Here is a 20,812-nt window from a genome sequence, read left to right on the forward strand (position 1 = left end):
GTTTTCGCATCGGCAGCGACGTTTGCCATGCTATCAGCGCCCGATGGCCACACCCCAGATCCTGATGCCCGCCCCGCTGGCACCCGACGTCGTCGCCGCACTCGACGAACGGTTCACGCTGCACCGTTTGTGGGAGCAGGACGACCGCGATGCGTTTCTGGCGAGGGTCGGTCCGGATATCGTCGGCCTCGCCGCGACGACGCTGGCGGGAACGATCGATGCGGCGTGGCTCGACCGGCTGCCTGCGCTGGAGATCATTGCCAGCTTCGGGGTCGGGTACGACAATGTCGATGCCAAGGCCGCTGCGGCGCGGGGCGTGGTAGTTACCAACACACCCGGCGTCCTCGACGACGAGGTTGCCGACCTGACCGTCGGGCTGCTGCTGGCGACGCTGCGCTGCATCCCGCAGGCTGACGCCTTCGTACGGGCGGGGGAATGGCCGTCGGGCGCATTTCCACTGTCGCCGACGCTGCGTGGGCGGCGGGTCGGCATCGTCGGGCTGGGGGCGATCGGGAAGGCGATTGCGCGGCGGCTGGAGGCGTTCGGGGTGGCCATCACCTATCACGGACGCTCGCGGCAGGATGGGGTCGCCTATCGATATTACGACACGCCGGTCGCGCTGGCGGCGGCGTCGGACGTCGTCATCGCGATCGTGCCGGGCAATAGCGGTACCCGGCACCTGATCGACGCGGCGGTATTGGAGGCGCTGGGGCCGGACGGCGTGCTGATCAACGTGGCGCGGGGGAGTGTCGTCGACGAGGCGGCGCTGGTGGCGGCATTGCAGGCGGGCACGATCGGCGGTGCGGGGCTGGACGTGTTCGAGGACGAGCCGCATGTGCCCGACGCGCTGCTGACGATGCCGAATGTCGTGCTGCTGCCGCATATCGGATCGGCGTCGGTGGCGACGCGGGCGGCAATGGGGCGGCTGGTGGTCGACAATCTGGTGGCGTGGTTCGATGGGGAACCGGCGTTGACGCCGGTACCGGAGACCGGTCAGCTAAACCGGGCGGGTGCCCATCGCCTCGCCTAGCCGGACCGGGCGTTCGGGGGCCCAATCGGGGTTGAAGGCGATCTGGCCGGGTTCGAACAGCATGACGATGGTCGATCCGAGCAGGAAACGGCCCATTTCATCGCCCTGTGTCAGTGCGACTTCGCCGGGCGCGTAGCTCCATTCGGCGATGCGGCCGGTCCGTTTCGGGTTGACGACGCCGTGCCAGACGGTCGCCATGCTGCCGACGATCGTCGCACCGACCAGGACCATGATGAAGCGGCCATGTTCCGCCGAGTCGAAGACGCAGACGACGCGTTCGTTGCGGGCGAACAGGTTCGGCACGCCGCGGGCGGTGACCGGGTTTACCGAGTAGAGCGAGCCGGGGACGTAGATCATCCGCGAGAGCGTACCGTCGCAGGGCATGTGCAGGCGGTGATAGTCGCGGGGCGAGAGATACAAGTTGGCGAAGTTGCCACGTTGGAATGATTGCGCGAGGGTCGCATCGCCTCCAATCAATTCGACTGTATTGAACCAGTGACCTTTGGCCTGGACGATGCGGCCATCGTCGATCGGGCCGAACTGGCTGATCGCGCCGTCCACCGGACACACGAAGTTGACACCGGCGAGCGGGCGGACGCCGTCGCGAAGCGGGCGGGTGAAGAAATCGTTGAACGATTTGTAGCTATTGAGGTCCGGATTCGCCGCTTCGGTCATGTCGACACCATAGTGCCTAGCGAACCAGCGGATGAGGCGCGGCGCGACCAGCGCCGATTCCGAACGCGCCACCCGGCCCGCAAAGCCGGTCAGATGGCGTTTGGGCAGGAGGTGCTGGAACAGGATCTTCAGACGGTCGGACATTAAGCCTCGGCATGGGACGCGCGGATAGCGATGACGTCGCGACCGGCTGGACAGGTCGCCAGACGCTAGGCAGGCGGCGACAGATGTCCAGCGGAAACGCGTGGCGTCACCGACCGGTCCGCCCTATAGCCGCCGCCCATGACCATCCTGTCCCGCGTCGCGCGCATCGTCGCCCTCCCGCTGCTGGCGGTATCGCCCATCGCCCATGCCCAGACCCCGCCAGCGGCAGCGGTGAAGCCCAACAACGCCATCATCCCCCTGCCGCTCAACCCGATCGTGCCGGCCGCCCAGCGGCTGTGTACGGCGAAGACCGCGTCGGGGCTGGGCTATACCGTGCTGCGTCCCGGCACGGGCACGAAGCCCACCGCGAACGATATCGCGCTGGTCAACTATCTCGGCTATCTAGCGGCGACCGGTGCGGTGTTCGACCAGAACATGCAGTCGCCGCTGCCGATCGATCAGGTCATCCCCGGCTTTTCGGAAGCGTTGCAGACGATGAACCGGACGGCGGTGGTGCGGTTCTGCATTCCCGCGACGCTGGGCTATGGCGCGCGGGAGGCCGGATCGATCCCGGCCAATTCCGATCTGGTGTTCCAGGTCGAATTGCTCGATTTCAAGACCGCCGCCGAAGTGCAGGCGATGAACAATCCCGCTGCCCCGCCCCCCGCCGAGCCGCAGCCGGCCACACCGACCAAGCCGTAAGGCCCGAGAGTTTGATGAGCCTGAACCGTTCGTGCTGAGTAGCCGTTGAGCTTGTCGAAATGGCGTATCGAAGGACCGCTGGTGGCGGGTGCTTCGATACGGGTCTTCGTCAGGCTCAGTCCCTACTCAGCACGAACGAGGCAGGCTCCTGTCATCACACCCCAGATTCTGATTCAGTAACGCTGATGAGTTCCGTCATACCAGCGAACGCTGGGATATCCCGGTGGTAGCGTGGAGCAGGAGCCGCCAGAGGCCCCAGCCTTCGCTGGAGCGACGATTCCGGGCAGATGGATCACACCTTAACGGGCCGCCAGCGTCGGTGCGGCGGCCCCGTCGGTCATCCGGATCGGTAGGATGCGGCCATCGCGGGCATAGCGGACCCGGTCGACCGCCACCTGCCGTTCGCCGCGATAGGGTTCGGTCCCTTTCGGATTTTCCCAGCGGTGATAGACAATCAGCCACTCACCGTTCGGCGCCTTCACGAAGCTGTGATGCCCCGGCCCCTTGTGCGTTGCATCGCTGGTCAGGATCGCACCGCGATATTTCCATGGGCCGACCGGCGATGGCGCGGTGGCATAATGGACCGAATAGCTGGGTCCGTTGAAGCGGCCATGGCTGTACGACAGGTAATAGGTGCCGCCGCGTTCATGCAGGAACGCGCCTTCGGTAAATTGCGGCGGGTTGGCGACCGGTACCTCGCGGGCGATCGTCACCATGTCGGGTTTCAGTTCCCAGACGCGCAGTTTCGAACCGGCGCTACCGCCCGCGTAGAGATAGCTTTTGCCCGAACGCGCGTCGTTGAAAACCATGGGGTCGATCGCCTCGAACCCCTGCCCCCCGGTCACCAGCGGGCGGCCGCTGTCGGTGTACGGTCCCTCCGGCCGATCGGCGACGGCGACGCCGATCCGGCTGGGCGTGGGGTTTTGCGGCCCGACCGAGAAATAGAGATAATATTTGCCGTTTCGCGTCGCGACGCCCGGCGCCCACAGGAAATGTTCGGGCGCGCCGTCATCCTTGATCCAGCCGATCTGATCGCGACGGATCAGTTCACCGCGCGGTTGCCAGCTTTTCAGGTCGCGGGTCGAAAAGGCGCCGAACCGGTCGGCGGCCCAACTGCCGCCGGGGCCGCCGGTCGGAAAGACCCACAGTTCGTTGCCGATGAACATGGCGTGCGGATCGGCGCCCTCGAACTGCGGGTTGCCGGCCGGGGCGGCGGCGACGCTGGTGAGGAGGATCAGCGGCAGGAACAGGTGTTTGCGCATATGGGGTTCCCGTGAGGTCGGAGGAGGCAGTCGGTGATCGGGCCTTCTCCCCTCCCTGACAAGGGAGGGGTCGGAGGTGGGTTGGCCCGCGAAGGAGCGTTGCGCGCGCCACGAACCTACCCACCCCCGGCCCCTCCCTTCCAGGGAGGGGAGAACCGTCAGAAGCGGAAGCGGACGCCGAGCGAATAGACGCGTTCGAGATACTGAATCTGCCGGGTGTAAACGTCCCCAGCATCGTTGAACTGGCGGGTCCGCTTGATCGGGTTGCCGAGCAGGTTGACGATATCGAAGGCCAGCGTGACGTTCGGCACCGGCGTCAATGTCGTCGAGAAGTCAAGCTGCCCCCGCCCCTTTTCGATCACGGCGCGGGTGCGCGGCGACCCGTCCGTGCCGACGTCGAGCGGTTCGACGCTGTAATAGCTGACGAAGTCCGACCGGTAATTGTACGCCAGCCGCGCCGAGAAGAACGAGCGTTCGTAGAGGCCGACAAGGTTGCCCGACCATTCCGACACGCCGGTGAACGGCACCCGCGTTCCCGCAACATTGGGCGAGGCGCTGAGGCCGGTGGCGAGGTCGCCGCGCGCGTCGATATAGGTCGCGTTGGCCTGTACGCCGAAGCCGCGCATCCATTCGGGCAGGCTATCGAAGTCGAGAAAGCTGGTGAAGGCGACCTCCGCCCCGTTGAACCGGGTCTTGCCAGTATTTTCCGGCCGGTCGAAGCGCGACGGGCCATAGCCCAAATCGACCGGGGCGATGGCGACGCGCGAGATGAACCCCTGCGCATCGCGGCGGAACAGCGCGCCGGTCAGCGATCCGGTGCGCGAGAAATACCATTCGAGGCTGACGTCGTAGTTATCCGACGTCAGCGGGTTCAGTTCGGGGTTTCCGCCCGAGATGTTGCGCAGATTGCTGTTCGGATCGTTCGGGTTGGGCGGATTGTTCGGATCGATCACCGGCGGCGGCCCGACGGTCAGCGTCGGGTTCAGGTCAAAGAAGTTCGGCCGCGTCCGCGTCTGGGTATAGGCGAGGCGCATCTGCAATTCTTCTGTGAAGCGGACCCGCGCGCTGACGTTGGGCAGGTAATCAGTGTATTCGTTTTCGGCCGTAACCGGGCTGAAGGTCGGATTGGCGGGATCGGTTTCGTCACGCGCGAAGCCGCCAATACGCGTCTTTGTCTTGACCGCGCGCACGCCAACCAGACCGTCGACGCTCATCGTCGCGCCGAGGTCGAAGCCGTATTTGACCTGTGCATAGGTCGCGAACGCCTTTTCATTTGCGCGGAAGTTTTCGGTCGGGTTGTAGGCCGGGTTGCCGGCCGGCGCGCCGAAGAACGAGCGCAGTTCGGCGATGTTCGCGCGGATGCTGGGTTCGGTGATCGACGCAAAGGTTTTGACCGGAAAAGCATTGTCGAATTTGAACGCGGGCCGCGTCGATCCGATTTCGATCGGCAGCGCCGAAATCGGAATACGCTGATCGGTCAGCGCACTGCCGTTCAGTGTGCTGATATAGGGCGCGCCGCGATCGCGGTTGGCGTCGCGGTCGTTGTAGCGGAAGCCGACCTTGAATTCCTTCAGGAAGCCGTCGCCGAGATCATATTGCGCGTCGAAGCGAGTCTGAATGTCCTTGCCGCCGACCTTCAGAAATTCCTGGAAGAAACCGCGCGTCAGGAAATTGGCGGGATCGGTCACGTCGAAATCGACGAAGTTGAAGCTCGGCCCGCCATAATTGGCGCTGGGCGTTTCGAACACGACGTTGCGGGTCGGCGAACTGGCGAACAGATAGTCGATATTGTTGAGGGCGAAGGTATAGGCGCTGTCGGTATAGGCGACGTCCGCCGACAGGCGCAGCCGGTCGCGGCTCCAGGTGGCGCCGCCGCCGACCTGATAGGTATCGGTGCGGCCGTTGGCCGAGGTGAAATAGCCATCGGGCGTGTTGGCACCGACCACGGTTGCGCCTTGGGCGATGGTCGGATTGCCGTCGCGGGTGGTCAGGTTGTTCAGCCGGAACGCATCGCCGCCGAAGATCGGCACGAACATCCACTGGTTGGAATCATGGCCGCGATAGCCCTGATAGAGACCGTCGACATAGATTTCGAGTTCGCTGCTCGGCCGCCACTGGAACGCGGCGTTGGCGGAGGGGCGGAAGCGCTTGCCGTTGCTGGTGAAGCGGCCCTGCGCATCGGGATAGCGGACGCCGTCGGCGCCGGCGTTGGCGACGCTGGTCGTGCCGATCACCAGCGACTGTTCGCGCGTCGCGTCGAGATAATTCAGCCCGACATAGGAGGCGTTGACGAGCAGCCCCATCTCGCCGATGCCGGTGTTCCACCGTCCGCTGACCAGGAGGTTGCCGTTCCACGTCAGCCCGCCCGATTGCTCCCAGTTGACGCCGTTCAGCGAGCCGGAGATTTCGAGGCCCTTGAAGTCGAACGGCCGACGGCCGCGAACGTTGACCTGCCCACCGATGCCGCCCTCGATCAGGTTCGCGGTGCTCGATTTATAGACTTCGAGGGCGGCGACGGTGCCGGCCGGGAAATCCTGGATCGCGACGAAGCGCCCTTCGGCGGTGAAGATCTCGCGGCCATTATAGGTGGTGCTGATATCCGGCAGGCCGCGGATCTGGACGCCCGCCGCCTCGCCCGCGCCGCGCGTCACCTGTACGCCGGTCACGCGCGCAAGGGCGGCGGAGGCGAAGGTGTCGGGGAGCTTGCCGATATCCTCGGCGATGATCGCATCGACGATGCCGTCCGAATTCTGCTTCAATTGCTGCGCCGATTGCAGGCTGCGGCGCAGGCCGGTGACGACGATGTCGCCGTCTTCGGTGGTGCCGGCCTGTTCATAGGGCGCGGGTACGGTCGGGCTGACCGACTGGTCGGACGGGGTTGTCGGCTTGGGCGTTTCCTGCGCGCCGGTCTGTGCGAGCGCGGTCAGCGGCAGCGTGCCGGCGGTGGCGGCCAGCAACGACGCCGATGCGCGCCATAGATGGTTGCGGTGCATATTTCCTCCCCAGTTCAAATCGTTGCGGTCTGTTGCCGCCGATTTGTCCGACCTAACAGCGCGGGAAGGCGTTCACAATACAGATATATGTGATAATTGAAAACGGTTACGAACGAAGCGTTTTCGCTGTCGGGTCGCACCGAGCGGTCGGATGGAGGAAACGGATAAGGGAGAGAATGGATGAAGGGATTTGCCGTCGCGCTGCTGGGCGCGACCATGCTGACCATGGCCCCGGCCGAGGCGCGCGATCGCTGGACCGAGGCACAGGCGAATGCGTGGTATGCGAAGCAGCCATGGCTGGTGGGTGCGAACTTCACGCCCGCAAGCGCCATCAACCAGTTCGAAATGTGGCAGGCCGAAACCTGGGATCCGAAGCGGATCGATTACGAACTCAATCTTGCGCAGGGCATCGGCATGAACACCATGCGCGTGTTCCTGCATGACCAGCTGTGGACGCAGGATCCCGAGGGCTTCAAGCGGCGGATCGACGAGTTTCTCCAGATCGCGGCACGTCACAAGATCAAGCCGCTGTTCGTGCTGTTCGACAGCTGCTGGGATCCGAACCCGAAGCTGGGGCCGCAGCATCCGCCGATTCCCGGCGTCCATAATTCGGGCTGGGTACAGGGGCCGGGCATGGCGGGCCTGCGCGACAAGAGCCGCTATCCGGCGTACAAGGCCTATGTGCAGGGGGTGATCGCGGCGTTCGGGCGCGACGAGCGCGTGCTCGGCTGGGACGTGTGGAACGAACCGGACAACGGCGCCGACCAGTATAAGGGGCAGGAGGGAAAGGAGCCGCTGGTCCGGGCGCTGCTGGCACAGGTGTTCGACTGGGCGCGCGATGCCGATCCGATGCAGCCCATCACCTCGGGCGTATGGATCGGTCAGGACTGGACGCCGGGCGGCAAGGGTTCGGCGATGGAGAAGCTGCAGCTTGGTCAGTCGGACGTCATTACCTTCCACGACTATAGCTGGCCGGAGACGTTCGAGGGGCGCATCCGGCAATTGCTGCCGTATAATCGCCCGATCATCTGCACCGAATATATGGCGCGCGGCAACGGATCGACCTTCGACGGGTCGCTGCCGATCGCCAAGCGGTACAATGTCGGCATGATGAACTGGGGCTTCGTCGATGGAAAGACGCAGACGCGGTTGCCATGGGACAGCTGGCAGAAGCCCTATGTGCTGAGCGAGCCGACCATCTGGTTCCACGAGGTGTTCCGCGCCGACGGCACCCCCTATCGCACCGCCGAGACCGACCTGATCCGGCGGCTGGCGGCGGCGCCAAAGGGGGTGGTGCCGGCGGTCGGGTCCGTGTCGCCGATGCCGCAACGCCGCCGCTGACCACCGCCCTGCCCGCTGCCGTCGCGGACGGTAGCGGGCGGGTCGTTTTCTAACTTCTTGGTAATTTCTTTACGCTACTTTCCGACGTTCCACGGGGAGTCGCCGGTGCATCTCTCGATTTCGACCAAGGTAACTGTCGCGTGCGCAGCCGTGTTGCTGCCGGCGCTGTTGCTGTTGGCGAGCTGGCTGCACATCGGCGCGGAGGTCGGATCGGCGGCGGGGCATATCGGCCACCTGACCGAATTGCTGCGCGGACAGGAGCGGCAGGATGCGGCCCAGCGGGCGCTGCGGCTGTCGATCGGCGATGCGACCCGCCAGGCCGAGCGGCACGGCACCGTGCCGGAGGCGCAGTGGCGCGCGCTGTCCGCCGAATTGCTGGCGTTCCGCGCGCTGTCCGACGTCCCCGCGACCGATCCGGACCAGGCGCTGCCGGGCGAGCTGCGCGTCGCGGTGGCACAGACCCGCGCCGCGACGCTGGCGTTCGTGCCGATCGGACAGGAACTGATCGACACCGCCCGCCGCGATCCCGACGGCATCAAGCCGGCAATGCCGCATTTCCTCGACGCGCTCAAACGGCTCGAGAACGAGCGGACCCGGACGCGCGACGTGCTGGGCCGCGCGATCGGCGATGCCGCCGACGACGCCATCGCGCTCAATCATCGCGGCACCTTTCGCGCGCTGCTGAGTGCCGGGGCGGTGATCCTGACGCTGCTGGTCATGGCGCTGTGGCTGCACCTGCGCGTCATCGAACCGATCACCGCGATCGCCGGCATCCTGCGCGCGTTCCGCGCCGATCGGCCGGTCGGGCAGAGCGTGCCGTGCCTCGACCGCCATGACGAGGTCGGTGACCTGGCGCGCGGCGTGTCCGAATATCACAAGGCGATGGAAGCGCAGCGCTGCGCCCAGCGACGTGTCGATTTCCTGGCGCACCACGACGCGCTGACCGGCCTGCCGAACCGGTTGCTGTTCGAAAACCGCCTGACCCACGAACTGATCCGTGCACGGCGAACCGGCGAGAAGGTGACGCTGTTCGCGATCGACCTCGACGAATTCAAGAGTATCAACGATCGCTGCGGCCATGCCGGCGGCGACGATGCGTTGCGGCGCGCGGCCAAGCTGTTGTCGGGGTGCGTGCGTGCCAGCGACCTCGTCGCGCGGATCGGCGGCGACGAATTCGCGATCATCCAGGTCGCACAGTCCCAGCCCGCCGCCGCCGAGGCATTGCTGCGCCGCATCGCCCGCGCGAGCGAGGCGACGATGACCGCCGACGTGCCGATCCAAATGAGCATCGGCGTCGCCATCGCCACGCCCGATCAGGGTGGCGACGACCTGCACAACCTGGCCGATATGGCGCTGTATCGGGCGAAGTCGGATGGGCGGAACACCGCGCGCTTCTTCGATACCGGGCTGCTGGAAGAAGTCAGCCTGCGCAGCCGGCTGGGCCGCGACCTGGAACGTGCGATCGACGCGAACCAGCTGCACATCGCCTACCAGCCGATCGCGACCCCCGATGGCCGCATTACCGGGTTCGAGGCTCTGCTCCGCTGGACCCATATCGATCTGGGCGACATCCCCCCCGACATCTTCATCCCCATTGCCGAAGCGACCGGGCAGATCGGGCGCATCGGCCATTGGGTCGCCGATACGGCGATGGCCGCCGCCGCGCGGTGGCCCGAGGCGATGCGGCTGGCGCTGAACCTGTCGCCGCTCCAGTTCCGCGATGCCGAACTGGCCGGCGGCCTGCTCGACCTCGCCGCGAAACATGGCATCGCCAGCCGCCGGCTCGAACTGGAAGTCACCGAGAGCGCGACGCTGCTCGACCAGCATCGCCATGCCGTCCAGACGACGCTGCGCCGGTTGCAGGCAGCGGGTGCGATCATCGCGATGGACGATTTCGGCACCGGCCATTCGTCGCTCAGCAACCTGAAGGAATTCACCTTCGACAAGCTGAAGATCGATCGCAGCTTCGTCGCGACGATGTTGTCGGACGCCGCCTCCGCCGTCATCGTCAAGGCGACGATCGGCCTCGGCAAAAGCCTCGGCATGTCGATCGTCGCCGAGGGGGTCGAGACCGCCGAGCAGCTGACCCAATTGCGCGAATGGGGCTGCGACCAGTTGCAGGGATATCATATCGGGCGACCGATGCGCGTCGTCGATCACCTGCTGGCACCGCCCGAAATGGCGATCTGACCGAAGCGACCTTGCGCCCCGGCCGTTCAGTCGCCAAGCAGCGGCGATGCGGATCGCCCTGTATGAACCCGAAATCGCCGGCAATGTCGGGGCCGTGCTGCGGCTGGGCGCCTGTCTCGGCGTCGCGGTCGACCTGATCGAACCGCTCGGGTTCGCATGGGACGACCGCAGGGTGCGGCGGACGGCGATGGACTATATCGATCATGTCGCGGTCACCCGCCATACGGGCTTCGATGCATTCCGGTCGGTGGTGGCGCCGCCGCGCCTCGTGCTGTTCACTACAAAGAGCGACCGGTCGGCCTATGATTTCGCGTTCCGGCCGGACGACGTGCTGCTGTTCGGGAAGGAGAGCGCCGGCGTTCCCGCCGCGATATCCGATGCCTGCGACGAGCGGCTGCGCCTGCCGATCCGGGCGGAGGTGCGATCGATGAACCTCGCCACCGCCGCCGCGCTCGCGCTGGGCGAGGCGCTGCGCCAGACCAGCGGACTGCCGGGCTGAACCCCCCGCTTCGCGCGATTGCGTACCGTCGTTGATCGCACGGGGCGATCGGCGCATTCGTGCGTTGTCCCGGTTTCCGGGATGTTCCCCGACAAGGATGATCGATCGAATGGCGGATAGGCCCGAACTGGAAATCTCGCGCCGTGGCGTGTTGGCAAGCGGCGCGATGGGTGCCGCGATCGCGGTGGCACCCGGCGCGGCGGTGGCGCAAGGAACCTCGGCACCACAGGCGCCGCCGACCATGCCGGTCCGGTTCAAGGTGAACGGCAAGCCCCAGCAGATGACGCTGGATACGCGGACCACGCTGCTCGACGCGTTGCGCGAACATCTGCGCCTGACCGGTACCAAGAAGGGGTGCGATCACGGGCAATGCGGCGCCTGCACCGTGCTGGTCGGCGGCAAGCGGATCAATTCGTGCCTGACGCTGGCGGTGATGCACGAGGGCGACGACATCGTGACGATCGAGGGGCTGGGCACGCCCGACAAGCTGCATCCGATGCAGGCGGCGTTCGTCAAGCATGACGGATATCAGTGCGGCTATTGCACGCCAGGCCAGATTTGTTCGGCGGTGGCGGTGCTCGACGAGATACGGCGCGGGGTGCCGAGCCATGTCCAGTCCGACCTAACCAAGCGTCCAGCCGCAACCGGCATGGAAATGCGTGAACGGATGAGCGGCAATATCTGTCGCTGCGGTGCCTATTCGAACATCGCCGAGGCGATGGCGGAAGTCGCGGGAGCCAAGGCATGAGAGCCTTCACCTATGAACGCGCCAGGGACGCGGTCGAAGCCGCTCGGATCGTCGCCGGTCGTCCCGATGCCAAGTTCATCGCCGGCGGCACCAACCTGCTCGACCTGATGAAGCTGGAGATCGAGACGCCGACGCATCTGGTCGACGTGCAGGACCTGGGCTTCGACAAGATCGAGAAGACGCGCGACGGGGGCCTGCGCATCGGAGCGCTGGTTACCAATACCGATCTGGCCGCCGACGAACGAGTGCGGCGCGATTATGGCGTGCTGACGCGGGCGATCGTCGCCGGTGCGTCGGGCCAGTTGCGCAACAAGGCGTCGACCGCCGGCAATCTGCTGCAACGGACGCGCTGCCCCTATTTCTACGACACCAACATGGCCTGCAACAAGCGCAAGCCGGGTTCGGGATGCGCGGCGATCGGCGGCTATTCGCGGCAATTGGGCGTCATCGGCGTCAGCAACGCCTGCATCGCGACCTTTCCCGGCGACATGGCGGTGGCGATGCGCGTGCTGGATGCCTCGATCGAGACGGTCGACGGCGGCGGGCAGCGGCGTACCATCCCGATCGCCGAGTTCCACCGGCTATGGGGCGACCGGCCCGAGGTCGACACGGTGCTCAAGCCCGGCGAGCTGATAACCGCCGTCACCCTGCCCCGCCCGATCGGCGGCAGGCACTTCTATGAAAAGGTCCGCGACCGCGCATCCTATGCCTATGCACTGGTATCGGTCGCGGCGGTGATCCAGCGCGACGGCACGGGACGCGTCGCGTTCGGCGGCGTGGCACCCCGGCCCTGGCGGGTCGAGGCGGCGGACGCGCTGCTGCCGCAGGGTGCCGCCGCGGTCACGGCCCGCGCGTTTCAGGGCGCTACCCCGACGAAGGACAATGCGTTCAAGCTGCCGCTCGCCACCCGCGCGCTGGCATCGGTCATCGCGCAAGCCAAGGCGTAATCCATGCAGTTCGACACCCCCGCGACGACCAATCCCATCGACCGGATGAAGGTGGTCGGTCGTCCGCACGACCGCATCGACGGGCCGCTCAAGACGACCGGCTTCGCGCCCTATGCCTATGAGCATAAGGAGATCGCCAATGCGGCCTATGGCTATATCGTCGGGTCGGCGGTCGCGAAGGGCACGATCCGGTCGATCAACCTCGACGAGGCCCGCGCGGCAACGGGCGTGCTGACGATCGTCACTGCGCAGAATGCCGGCAAGCTTGGCAAGGGGCAGATGAACACTGTCAAGCTGCTCGCCGGGCCGCAGGTCGACCATTATCATCAGGCGGTGGCGCTGGTCGTTGCCGAGACGTTCGAACAGGCGCGGGCCGCCGCCGGGCTGATCCGCATCGATTATGCGCGGTCGCCGGGCAGCTATGACCTTGCCGAAGCGCTCAAGGCCGCGCCGCTGACCGGCGGTGATAGCGGCGAGGGTAGCGGTGCGCCGCCGGTCGACCGGACCGGCAAGTTCGAGGACGCCTTCGCCGCCGCGCCGGTCAAGATCGATGCCGAATATACGACGCCCGATCACAGCCATGCGATGATGGAGCCGTTCGCGTCGATCGCGTCGTGGAAGGGCGACGAACTGACGCTGTGGACGTCGAACCAGATGATCGACTGGGGGCGCGGCGACCTTGCCAGGACGCTCGGCATTCCGAAGGACAAGATCACGCTGATGTCGCCCTATGTCGGTGGCGGCTTCGGCGGCAAGCTGTTCCTGCGTGCCGACGCGGTACTGGCGGCGTTGGGGGCGAAGGCGGCGAAGCGGCCGGTGAAGCTGGCGATGCAGCGGCCGATGATGGTCAACAATGCCACTCACCGCCCGGCGACCCGGCAGCGCATTCGGCTGGGCGCACAGGCGGACGGAACGATCACGGCGATCGCGCATGAGAGCGGATCGGGCGATCAACCGAATGGCGGCCCGGAGGCAGCGGTCAACCAGACCAAGCTGCTCTATGCCGGGGCGAACCGTCTGACGTCGATGCGGCTCGCGGTGCTGAACCTGCCCGAGGGCAATGCGATGCGCGCGCCGGGCGAAGCACCGGGCATGATGGCGCTCGAAATCGCGATGGACGAACTGGCCGAAAAGCTCAGGATGGACCCGGTCGCGCTGCGGATCAGGAACGATACGCAGGTCGATCCAGAAAAGCCCGAGCGCCGCTTTTCGCAGCGGCAACTGGTCCGGTGCCTGACCGAGGGTGCGCAACGCTTCGGCTGGTCGCGCCGCAATGCGACGCCGAGACAGGTGCGCGACGGCAAATGGCTGGTCGGCATGGGCGTCGCCGCCGCCTTCCGCAACCACGTCAACCGCACATCGGGGGCGCGGGTCCGGCTGGGACGCGACGGGGTGGTGATGGTCGAGACCGACATGACCGATATCGGCACCGGCAGCTATACGATCATTGCGCAGACCGCCGGCGAGATGCTGGGCGTACCGGCCGAGGCGGTGGTGGTGAAGCTCGGCAGCTCGGCCTTTCCGGTGTCCGCCGGGTCGGGCGGGCAATGGGGCGCGGCCAATGCCACGGCCGGGGTCTATGCCGCATGCGTCAAGTTGCGTGAACAGGTGGCGCAGCGGATGGGGATCGATCCCGCGAGCGCGGATTTTGCCGATGGTCGGGTCAGCGGCGGCGGGAAGAGCGGTGACCTGCGCGCGGCGGCGGCGGGCGCGGAGCTGGTCGGCGAGGACAAGATCGAGTTCGACAAGCTCGACAAGACCTATCAGTTCGCGACGTTCGGCGCGCATTTCGTCGAGGTCGGGGTGGACGCCTATACCGGCATCACCCGCATCCGCCGGATGCTGGCGGTGTGTGCCGCCGGGCGGATCATCAACCCCAAATCGGCGCGCAGCCAGGTGATCGGCGCGATGACGATGGGCGCCGGATCGGCGCTGATGGAGGAACTGGCGGTCGACAAGCGCTTCGGCATGTTCGTCAACCACGACCTCGCCAGCTACGAAGTGCCGGTCCATGCCGACATTCCGCATCAGGAGGTCGTGTTCCTAGACGAAGCAGATGACAAGGCCAACCCGATGAAGGCGAAGGGCGTCGGCGAACTGGGCATGTGCGGGGTCGCGGGCGCGGTGGCGAATGCGGTCTATAACGCGACCGGCGTGCGGGTCCGCGACTATCCGCTGACGCTTGAAAAGCATCTAGAGCGGTTGCCGCCGGTCGTCTGACGGCGCTTCAGGGGGTGGCAGCCTTCGCCACCTCCACCGCATAGATATGCGTGGCACCTTCGAAATTGCCGCGGAACACCACCCATTTCGCGTCGGGGGTGAAGGTCATGTTCGGTTCCAGCCGGTAGTCGTGCTGGCGCATATCGACCAGCTTCTCGACCTCCAGCGTGCCGGGCACGATCAGCGTGTCGGCATTGGCGGCGTGGATATCGGCGACGTCGGGGATCGCCTTGGGCGTGAACAAGTAGAGATATTTGCCGTCGGGTGCATGGGCGACCATCTCGCTGTCACCGCCGTCCCCTGAGAAACGCTGTCCGCCGGGCATCTGGTTGTAATGGACCGACCATTGGTTGCGGTCGACCTTGTACCAGTGGCGCTTGGCCGTCGTCAGGTCATAGCCGGCGATCCAGAACACCTCCCCGCGCGGGGTCTGCAGATCGTACCAGATCGTCTTGCCGTCGACCGAGAAGAACTCGTGGCCGGCAATCTCCATGTTCATCGCGCGCTTGTGGACCAGCGTCTTGCCGGTGCCGTCGGCGCGGATCGTCCAGATGCGGTCGACCTTGTGCCATGGCCCTTCGTGGCAATACATGATCTGCTGCGGATCGGTCGGCGAGAACTGGATATGGTTCAGCCAGTCGGTCGAGGCGGTGACGACGCGGCGCTGGCCGGTGCGCAGGTCGATGGTGAAGATCTCCATCGGGATGCCTGCCTCCAGCCGTTCGTTCAGGCGGCGTTCCTTGGCGTCGGCGAAGCTGTAGGGCGTGCCGTCGGCGCGGGTGGCGCGATAGTCGGCCTCGCCCGGCCCGACGACGCGGCCGGGGGCATGGCGATCGTCCTGTCGCGTACCGTCGGGGCGGAGCGTGCCTTCGCCCAGCGCAACCTGTCCCAGCAGCAGCGTTTCGTCGGCATTGATCGAACCGATCGATCCGCCGGGGACGTCGGCGACCTTCCGGCTCCGGCCACTGTCGATATCGACGGCATAGATCGACGACGGTCCGCTGGCATCGTTGCGAAGCTGCCGCGCGTAATATGCGCTGCGTGTGCGCCGACCGGTGAACAGCAGCGTCACGCCCTTCTCACGGACCAGCGGCTTCAGTTCCCATGTCTTAAGGTCGACGGTGGCGATGCCGCCGGGGACGCTGACGACCATCCGGTCGCCCTGCGGCGTATAGCTGTTCTGATGGAAATACAGGCTGGTGCTGTCCGGCACGCGGCTGATGCGGACGATGCGGTGGCCGGTCAGCCGATCGACCCATTCGGCCGCCGGCCTGGCGGGTGCCGGGGCGGCGGTCATCAGCATCGCCGCGAGGCCAAGGATCATCGGGGTCCGCATTGCACTCTCCAAACGCACTTGTGAATGTTCCACATAGTATGATAGCAATTCACATATTGAGCATGCCGAGCCGGGCGACGCAAGCCCGGACCATGCGTAGGAGAGAGCGCGCGTGATATCCGCCCCACCAGCCAAGCGTCCGGTCCGGCTTATTAATTACCTCGCTTACGGGTCGAACGACGTGCTGGGCGCGGGTTCGATGGCGGTCATTTCGGGCTGGGTGCTGATCTTCTACACCCAGTTCTGCGGACTGACGGCGGGGCAGGCGGCGCTGATCTTCGCCGTGGCCCGTATCCTCGATGCGATCGCGTCGCCGGTGATCGGCTATCTCTCCGACCATTTCGGCACGACGGCGCTCGGGCGGCGGTTCGGGCGGCGGCGCTTCTTCATCCTCGCCGCGATCCCGTTGCTGCCGAGCTTCGCGCTGATGTGGCTGCCGGGCATGACCTTCTGGTATTATCTGGTCAGCTATGTCGGGTTCGAGCTGGTCTATGCGATGGTCATCATCCCGTACGAGACGCTGGCTGCAGAAATGTCGACCGACTACAAGACCAAGGCGAAGTTTGCCGGCTTCCGCATCCTGTTCGGTCAGACCGCCGCGATCCTCGCCGGATTCCTGCCGCTGTGGCTCATCAACTATCTGGGGCGGGACAGCGCGCAGACGTTCTTCTATATGGGGTTGATCTTCGCGGCGCTGTTCATGGCGACCGCCGCCTTCCTGTACCGGTTCAGCTGGGAACGCCCCCTGCCCCCGCAGGCCGCCGGACGGCAGAGCGCGGGCGTCGGTTCGGCGTTCAAGGCGCTGTATCGCAACCTGTTCTCGACGATGCGCATCCGGGCGTTCCGCCTGCATCTCGGCATGTATCTGGGCGGCTATATCAGTCAGGACATCTTCAACGCCGCCTTCACCTTCTTCGTGATCTTTGCGCTGGCGGGCACGACCGCGATGGCGTCGGGGCTGCTGGGGACGATGTATATCGTCCAGTTCGTGGCGGTGGTGATCGCGATCAACCTGGCGCTGCGGGCCTCGCCGGCCTTTGCCTATCGGCTGGCGGCAGTCACTTTCGGCCTCGGCGTCATCGTGTTGTTGTCGCTGTGGGCGGGGGGTACGACCGCGACCAGCCCGCTCATCTATCTGGCGATCGGTCTTGCCGGGCTCGGTCGTGGCGCGCTAAACTATATCCCATGGGCCACGTACAACTACATGGCTGATGTCGACGAGATCGTGACCGGACAACGGCGCGAGGGCAGCTTTGCCGGCGTCATGACCTTCGTGCGCAAGGCGACCCAGGCGGCGGCGGTGGCGGGCGTCGGACTTATCATCCAGGCGGGTGGCTTCGTATCGGGCGCGCAGACGCAGACCCCGGAAGCGGTCAACACCATCGCGCTGCTGCTGGGCGTCGGGACGCTCAGCGTGCTGACGGCGGGCATCCTCGTGTCGCTGCGTTTCCGCCTCGATCCGACAACGCATGCGATCCTGATGGAGGAGATCGAACGGCTGCGTACCGGCGATACCACGCCCCCCGATCCGCAGCACAAGGCGGTGGTCGAGGATCTGTCGGGCTGGTCGCATGACCGGCTGTGGGGCAACAATCCCGTCGCGCGGAAGCTGGCATGATCTGGGCGGCGCTTCTGGCACAAGCGGCTCCGGCCACCGCCCCGGTCCCGCTGTGGCGCGATCCGGTGCATGACGGTGCGGCCGATGCGTCGACGGTGCGTGATCCCGCGACCGGCGAATGGGTAATGTTCTACACCAATCGCCGCGCCGACATGTCGTTGCCCGACAAGGAGGACGTGTCGTGGGTGCATGCCACCGCGATCGGGATCGCCCGGTCGAAGGACGGCGTCCGCTGGCGCTATGGCGGGACGGCGGCGATCCCGACCGCCTGTACCGGCGTGACCTTATGGGCGCCGGAAGTACAGCGGATCGGCGGACGCTGGCATATGTGGGTCTCCGTCGTGCCGGGGGTGTTCAAGGACTGGAGCGGACCACGCTTCATCGTCCATCTGACCAGCCCCGACCTGAAACGCTGGGACTGTGGCGAGCGGCTTGATCTCGGGTCCGACCGGGTGATCGATGCCAGCGTCGCGGTGCTCGGGCCGAACCGCTACCGGCTGTGGTTCAACGACGAACGCACCGGCAAATCGATCAAATTTGCGGATAGCGGCGACCTGACGCACTGGACGGTCAAGGGCACCGCTACCGACACGCCGGGCGAAGGGCCGAAGGCGTTCCGCTGGCGTGGGCACTGGTGGCTGGTCAGCGATGCGTGGAAGGGGTTGCTGGTCCAGCGATCGGACGATGCGACGAACTGGACGCGGCAACCGGACTATCTGCTCGCCGGTGTCGGACGGCGGCCGACCGACCAGGCGAAGGGCCAGCATCCCGACATCGTCGTCGTCGGCGACCGGGCGTGGATCATCTATTTCGTGCACCAGTCGGGCGAACCGGAAGCTGCCCGCGATCCGCGCTGGCATCAGCGTACCGTGTTGCAGATCGCCGAATTGCGCGAGAAAGATGGCGTACTGACGGTCGATCGCGAAGCTGCGGTGGTGCAGCCGCTGCGATAGCCTTACTCCCCACCCTGACAAGGGAGGGGTCGGGGGTGGGTCGGCCCGCGAGGAAATGTCACGCCCGCCAACGGGCCAACCCACCCCCAGCCCCTCCCTTGTCAGGGAGAGGAGTTGTCTTACTGCGGTGACTTACCCCCCGATCATGTTCCCGTACCCGATCACGATGGTCGCGAGGATCAGCAGCGCGACCCCGCCCCATACCATGGCGCGGGTGCGCGGCGCGGCATCCTTCCACTCCTTCAGCGCGAAGCCCCACAGCGTGCCGAAGATGATGATCGACGCCATATGCAGCGTCCAACTCGAAAAGCCGAACTGCCCCATCTGGCTTTCGCCCATGGTGTAGAAGAAGAACTGGAAATACCAGGCGGTGCCGGCCAGCGCGCACAGGACGAAGTTGCGGCCCATCGGCGCGCCGGCCGCCTTACCGCCGCCGAACCATTCGCTGCCGCTGCGGTTGCGGACGATCAGGATCGTGCACCACACCGCGTTCGTCAGCAACCCGCCGAACATGACGAGGCACAGCACCGGCAGGCCGGTCCAGAGCGGCCCGGTTCCCGCCGCCGCCGACAGCCCCTTGATCGGTTCGCCCGCGGCGAGGCCGAAGGCGAAACAGGCCGACATGATCCCGGCAAAGATCGCGACGACGATCCCCTTGCGGAAATCGAACTCGGCGACGGCAGCGGCCTTTTGTTCGGGGGACAGCGCCTGATCCTTTCGGGCGCCAGCCATCGCGACCACGATGATCCCGGCGAGCGTCAGGGCGAGGCCGAGCAGGATGATGTTGCCCGACACCGTGTCGAGCAGTTTCGCGGCGAAATCCCCGGCGAACAGCGGGGGGATGAGCGTGCCGAACACGGTGCAGAGACCCAGCACCACCGCCATGCCAAGCGACAAGCCGAGATAGCGCATCACCAGCCCATAACCGAGGCCGCCGAACCCCCACAGCACGCCGAAGAAAATCGGCCAGAGCAGCGTGGACGTCGGCGTTGCGGCGAGCACGCCGAGCAGGTCTTGGGTCTGGATACTCGCGAAGAACCACGGCGCCAGCACCCAGGAGAAGATGCCGCCGGTCAGCCAGTAAATCTCCCACGACCAGCGTTTGACGCCGCGATAGGGGACGTAGAAGCTGGCCGAGGCGAAGCCGCCGAGCCAGTGATAGAGGACGCCGGTCAGCGGATTGGGTGTCATAGCGTCAGTCCCAGTCGATAGAGGCGGTTGGCGTTGCCGGCGAACAGTGCGCGGCGTTCGGCATCGGTGAAGTCGGCGGTGATGGTGGCATAGGCGCCGAGCGTCTCGGCAAAGCTGCCGAACAGCTTGTCGGTCGGAAAGTCGCTGGCGACCATCGCCCGGTCGGTGCCGAACAGGTCGATGGCGGTCAGCACCAGCGCACGAGCCTGCTCGAGAATCCACGGACGATGGGTGAAGCCGATACCCGACAATTTGATGGCGACGTGCGGCAGGCGGGCCAGCGCAGCCAGTCCCTGACGCCACGCACCTTCCTCGCCGGGCACGCACATGCCCATATGGTTGATCATCACCGGCGTTTCGGGATGGCGTTCGATCAGCCGGGCGAGACCGGCGAACTGACCGGGATAGGCTTGGAGATCGAAGCTCAGACCGTGGGCAGAGAGGCGGGCATAGCCCCTGCCCCATGCCTCGTCCTGCGTGACGTCGCGCGGGGTATAGGTGCGGCGCGGATCGCGATGCCAGTTGACGATGTGGCGGATACCGCGGACGTTGGCATGCGCGGCATGGGCGGCAAGCAGCGTGTCGACGTCCGGATCGCCCAGGTAGGCGAAGGCGATGATTGCGCTGGGCAAACCCTCGCGATCGGCCATCGCCTGTAGCCAGCGGGTTTCCTCCGCCGCATCGGCGGGGTCAGCACCGGCATCGACATGGACGATACCGCGCACGTCCCAGTCGCCGGCGTCGGTACGATAGTCGTCGAGCAGATAGGTCTTGGCGATAGGTTCGACCGAGCCGTTGGGACCGTCATCGGCGAAGGGTGGGGTCAGCCACGGGTAGCGGATGTGGTCGAGGTCCCAGAGGTGGACATGGGCGTCGACGAAGGGGAGTTTTGTCATTTTCAGACCGTTCGTGCTGAGTAGGGGCCGAGCTTGTCGAAGACCCGTATCGAAGTACCTGCCTCGA

At 65.9% G+C, this 20,812-nt stretch carries 16 protein-coding genes; 10 read left to right on the top strand and 6 right to left on the bottom strand.

Translation table 11 applies throughout. From position 1 onward, the window contains the following. Positions 1 to 43: 43 nt before the first annotated feature. Positions 44 to 1,030 carry a 2-hydroxyacid dehydrogenase gene (locus tag ASE59_RS03405; RefSeq protein WP_056451925.1) on the top strand — a complete coding sequence of 329 codons (987 nt, stop codon included), beginning with the start codon at positions 44 to 46 and terminating at the stop codon, positions 1,028 to 1,030. Here ASE59_RS03405 and asd read toward each other — a convergent pair. Further along, complete coding sequence (gene asd, locus ASE59_RS03410) at positions 998 to 1,849, bottom strand: archaetidylserine decarboxylase (protein WP_056451927.1); 852 nt, start codon at positions 1,847 to 1,849, stop codon at positions 998 to 1,000. The two genes, ASE59_RS03405 and asd, sit on opposite strands and share 33 nt — an antisense overlap. A 138-nt stretch (positions 1,850 to 1,987) precedes the next feature. Here asd and ASE59_RS03415 point away from each other — a divergent pair, with 138 nt between their 5' ends. Next, positions 1,988 to 2,551: an FKBP-type peptidyl-prolyl cis-trans isomerase gene (locus ASE59_RS03415; RefSeq protein WP_056451930.1), complete on the top strand. Its 564-nt coding sequence runs from the start codon at positions 1,988 to 1,990 to the stop codon at positions 2,549 to 2,551. A 299-nt stretch (positions 2,552 to 2,850) separates the two neighbouring features. On the opposite strand, the gene ASE59_RS03420 is transcribed toward ASE59_RS03415, so the two are convergent. Then, positions 2,851 to 3,813 carry a family 43 glycosylhydrolase gene (locus tag ASE59_RS03420; RefSeq protein ID WP_056451932.1) on the bottom strand — a complete coding sequence of 321 codons (963 nt, stop codon included), beginning with the start codon at positions 3,811 to 3,813 and terminating at the stop codon, positions 2,851 to 2,853. 158 nt (positions 3,814 to 3,971) lie between these two features. Beyond that, positions 3,972 to 6,806: a TonB-dependent receptor gene (locus ASE59_RS03425; RefSeq protein ID WP_056451934.1), complete on the bottom strand. Its 2,835-nt coding sequence runs from the start codon at positions 6,804 to 6,806 to the stop codon at positions 3,972 to 3,974. Between the two features lie 180 nt (positions 6,807 to 6,986). Between ASE59_RS03425 and ASE59_RS03430 the strand changes: the two genes are divergently transcribed. The 6 genes from ASE59_RS03430 (at position 6,987) to paoC (ending at position 14,751) form a co-directional block, all read left to right on the top strand. Further along, on the top strand, positions 6,987 to 8,147 hold the full coding sequence (locus ASE59_RS03430; protein WP_056451937.1) for a glycoside hydrolase 5 family protein: 1,161 nt from the start codon (positions 6,987 to 6,989) through the stop codon (positions 8,145 to 8,147). A 105-nt stretch (positions 8,148 to 8,252) separates the two neighbouring features. Continuing rightward, the gene (locus tag ASE59_RS20970) at positions 8,253 to 10,337 is read left to right on the top strand and encodes a putative bifunctional diguanylate cyclase/phosphodiesterase (protein ID WP_156359853.1); all 2,085 of its coding nucleotides are present in this window, start codon (positions 8,253 to 8,255) and stop codon (positions 10,335 to 10,337) included. A 46-nt stretch (positions 10,338 to 10,383) separates the two neighbouring features. Next, positions 10,384 to 10,836 (top strand): tRNA (cytidine(34)-2'-O)-methyltransferase, encoded by a 453-nt coding sequence (locus ASE59_RS03440; RefSeq protein WP_056451941.1) that lies wholly within the window; start codon positions 10,384 to 10,386, stop codon positions 10,834 to 10,836. Positions 10,837 to 10,945: 109 nt separating this feature from the next. Continuing rightward, entirely contained in the window at positions 10,946 to 11,584 is a 639-nt protein-coding gene (gene paoA / locus ASE59_RS03445) for an aldehyde dehydrogenase iron-sulfur subunit PaoA (RefSeq protein WP_056452803.1), read from the top strand. Next, on the top strand, positions 11,581 to 12,531 hold the full coding sequence (locus ASE59_RS03450) for an FAD binding domain-containing protein (protein WP_056451943.1): 951 nt from the start codon (positions 11,581 to 11,583) through the stop codon (positions 12,529 to 12,531). Before paoA ends, ASE59_RS03450 begins: the two co-directional genes overlap by 4 nt. 3 nt (positions 12,532 to 12,534) lie before the next feature. Continuing rightward, entirely contained in the window at positions 12,535 to 14,751 is a 2,217-nt protein-coding gene (gene paoC / locus ASE59_RS03455; RefSeq protein ID WP_056451945.1) for an aldehyde oxidoreductase molybdenum-binding subunit PaoC, read from the top strand. A gap of 7 nt (positions 14,752 to 14,758) precedes the next feature. On the opposite strand, the gene ASE59_RS03460 is transcribed toward paoC, so the two are convergent. Further along, positions 14,759 to 16,087 (bottom strand): oligogalacturonate lyase family protein, encoded by a 1,329-nt coding sequence (locus tag ASE59_RS03460; RefSeq protein ID WP_056451947.1) that lies wholly within the window; start codon positions 16,085 to 16,087, stop codon positions 14,759 to 14,761. A 112-nt stretch (positions 16,088 to 16,199) separates the two neighbouring features. Here ASE59_RS03460 and ASE59_RS03465 point away from each other — a divergent pair, with 112 nt between their 5' ends. Both ASE59_RS03465 and ASE59_RS03470 read left to right on the top strand, forming a co-directional pair. Next, positions 16,200 to 17,705 (top strand): MFS transporter, encoded by a 1,506-nt coding sequence (locus ASE59_RS03465; protein WP_056451949.1) that lies wholly within the window; start codon positions 16,200 to 16,202, stop codon positions 17,703 to 17,705. Next, on the top strand, positions 17,702 to 18,658 hold the full coding sequence (locus tag ASE59_RS03470; protein ID WP_235515625.1) for a glycoside hydrolase family 43: 957 nt from the start codon (positions 17,702 to 17,704) through the stop codon (positions 18,656 to 18,658). The genes ASE59_RS03465 and ASE59_RS03470 overlap by 4 nt, the downstream gene beginning before the upstream one ends. 132 nt (positions 18,659 to 18,790) lie before the next feature. Here the strand turns inward: ASE59_RS03470 and rhaT are convergent, their stop codons facing one another. Both rhaT and ASE59_RS03480 read right to left on the bottom strand, forming a co-directional pair. Next, complete coding sequence (rhaT, locus tag ASE59_RS03475; protein WP_056451951.1) at positions 18,791 to 19,849, bottom strand: L-rhamnose/proton symporter RhaT; 1,059 nt, start codon at positions 19,847 to 19,849, stop codon at positions 18,791 to 18,793. Beyond that, positions 19,846 to 20,745 (bottom strand): amidohydrolase family protein, encoded by a 900-nt coding sequence (locus ASE59_RS03480; RefSeq protein WP_056451953.1) that lies wholly within the window; start codon positions 20,743 to 20,745, stop codon positions 19,846 to 19,848. The genes rhaT and ASE59_RS03480 overlap by 4 nt, the downstream gene beginning before the upstream one ends. Positions 20,746 to 20,812: the final 67 nt, after the last annotated feature.

This window comes from Sphingomonas sp. Leaf10, from assembly GCF_001421245.1.
Lineage (GTDB): Bacteria > Pseudomonadota > Alphaproteobacteria > Sphingomonadales > Sphingomonadaceae > Sphingomonas.

What these genes read in the sequence shown, in the direction of transcription:
- rhaT (WP_056451951.1), bottom strand. Translation starts at nt 19,849, where the DNA reads ATGACACCCAATCCGCTGACCGGCGTCCTCTATCACTGGCTCGGCGGC.
- ASE59_RS03470 (WP_235515625.1), top strand. Translation starts at nt 17,702, where the DNA reads ATGATCTGGGCGGCGCTTCTGGCACAAGCGGCTCCGGCCACCGCCCCG.
- paoA (WP_056452803.1), top strand. Translation starts at nt 10,946, where the DNA reads ATGGCGGATAGGCCCGAACTGGAAATCTCGCGCCGTGGCGTGTTGGCA.
- ASE59_RS03420 (WP_056451932.1), bottom strand. Translation starts at nt 3,813, where the DNA reads ATGCGCAAACACCTGTTCCTGCCGCTGATCCTCCTCACCAGCGTCGCC.
- asd (WP_056451927.1), bottom strand. Translation starts at nt 1,849, where the DNA reads ATGTCCGACCGTCTGAAGATCCTGTTCCAGCACCTCCTGCCCAAACGC.
- ASE59_RS03405 (WP_056451925.1), top strand. Translation starts at nt 44, where the DNA reads ATGGCCACACCCCAGATCCTGATGCCCGCCCCGCTGGCACCCGACGTC.
- ASE59_RS03430 (WP_056451937.1), top strand. Translation starts at nt 6,987, where the DNA reads ATGAAGGGATTTGCCGTCGCGCTGCTGGGCGCGACCATGCTGACCATG.
- ASE59_RS03460 (WP_056451947.1), bottom strand. Translation starts at nt 16,087, where the DNA reads ATGCGGACCCCGATGATCCTTGGCCTCGCGGCGATGCTGATGACCGCC.
- ASE59_RS03425 (WP_056451934.1), bottom strand. Translation starts at nt 6,806, where the DNA reads ATGCACCGCAACCATCTATGGCGCGCATCGGCGTCGTTGCTGGCCGCC.
- paoC (WP_056451945.1), top strand. Translation starts at nt 12,535, where the DNA reads ATGCAGTTCGACACCCCCGCGACGACCAATCCCATCGACCGGATGAAG.
- ASE59_RS03415 (WP_056451930.1), top strand. Translation starts at nt 1,988, where the DNA reads ATGACCATCCTGTCCCGCGTCGCGCGCATCGTCGCCCTCCCGCTGCTG.
- ASE59_RS03440 (WP_056451941.1), top strand. Translation starts at nt 10,384, where the DNA reads ATGCGGATCGCCCTGTATGAACCCGAAATCGCCGGCAATGTCGGGGCC.
- ASE59_RS03480 (WP_056451953.1), bottom strand. Translation starts at nt 20,745, where the DNA reads ATGACAAAACTCCCCTTCGTCGACGCCCATGTCCACCTCTGGGACCTC.
- ASE59_RS03450 (WP_056451943.1), top strand. Translation starts at nt 11,581, where the DNA reads ATGAGAGCCTTCACCTATGAACGCGCCAGGGACGCGGTCGAAGCCGCT.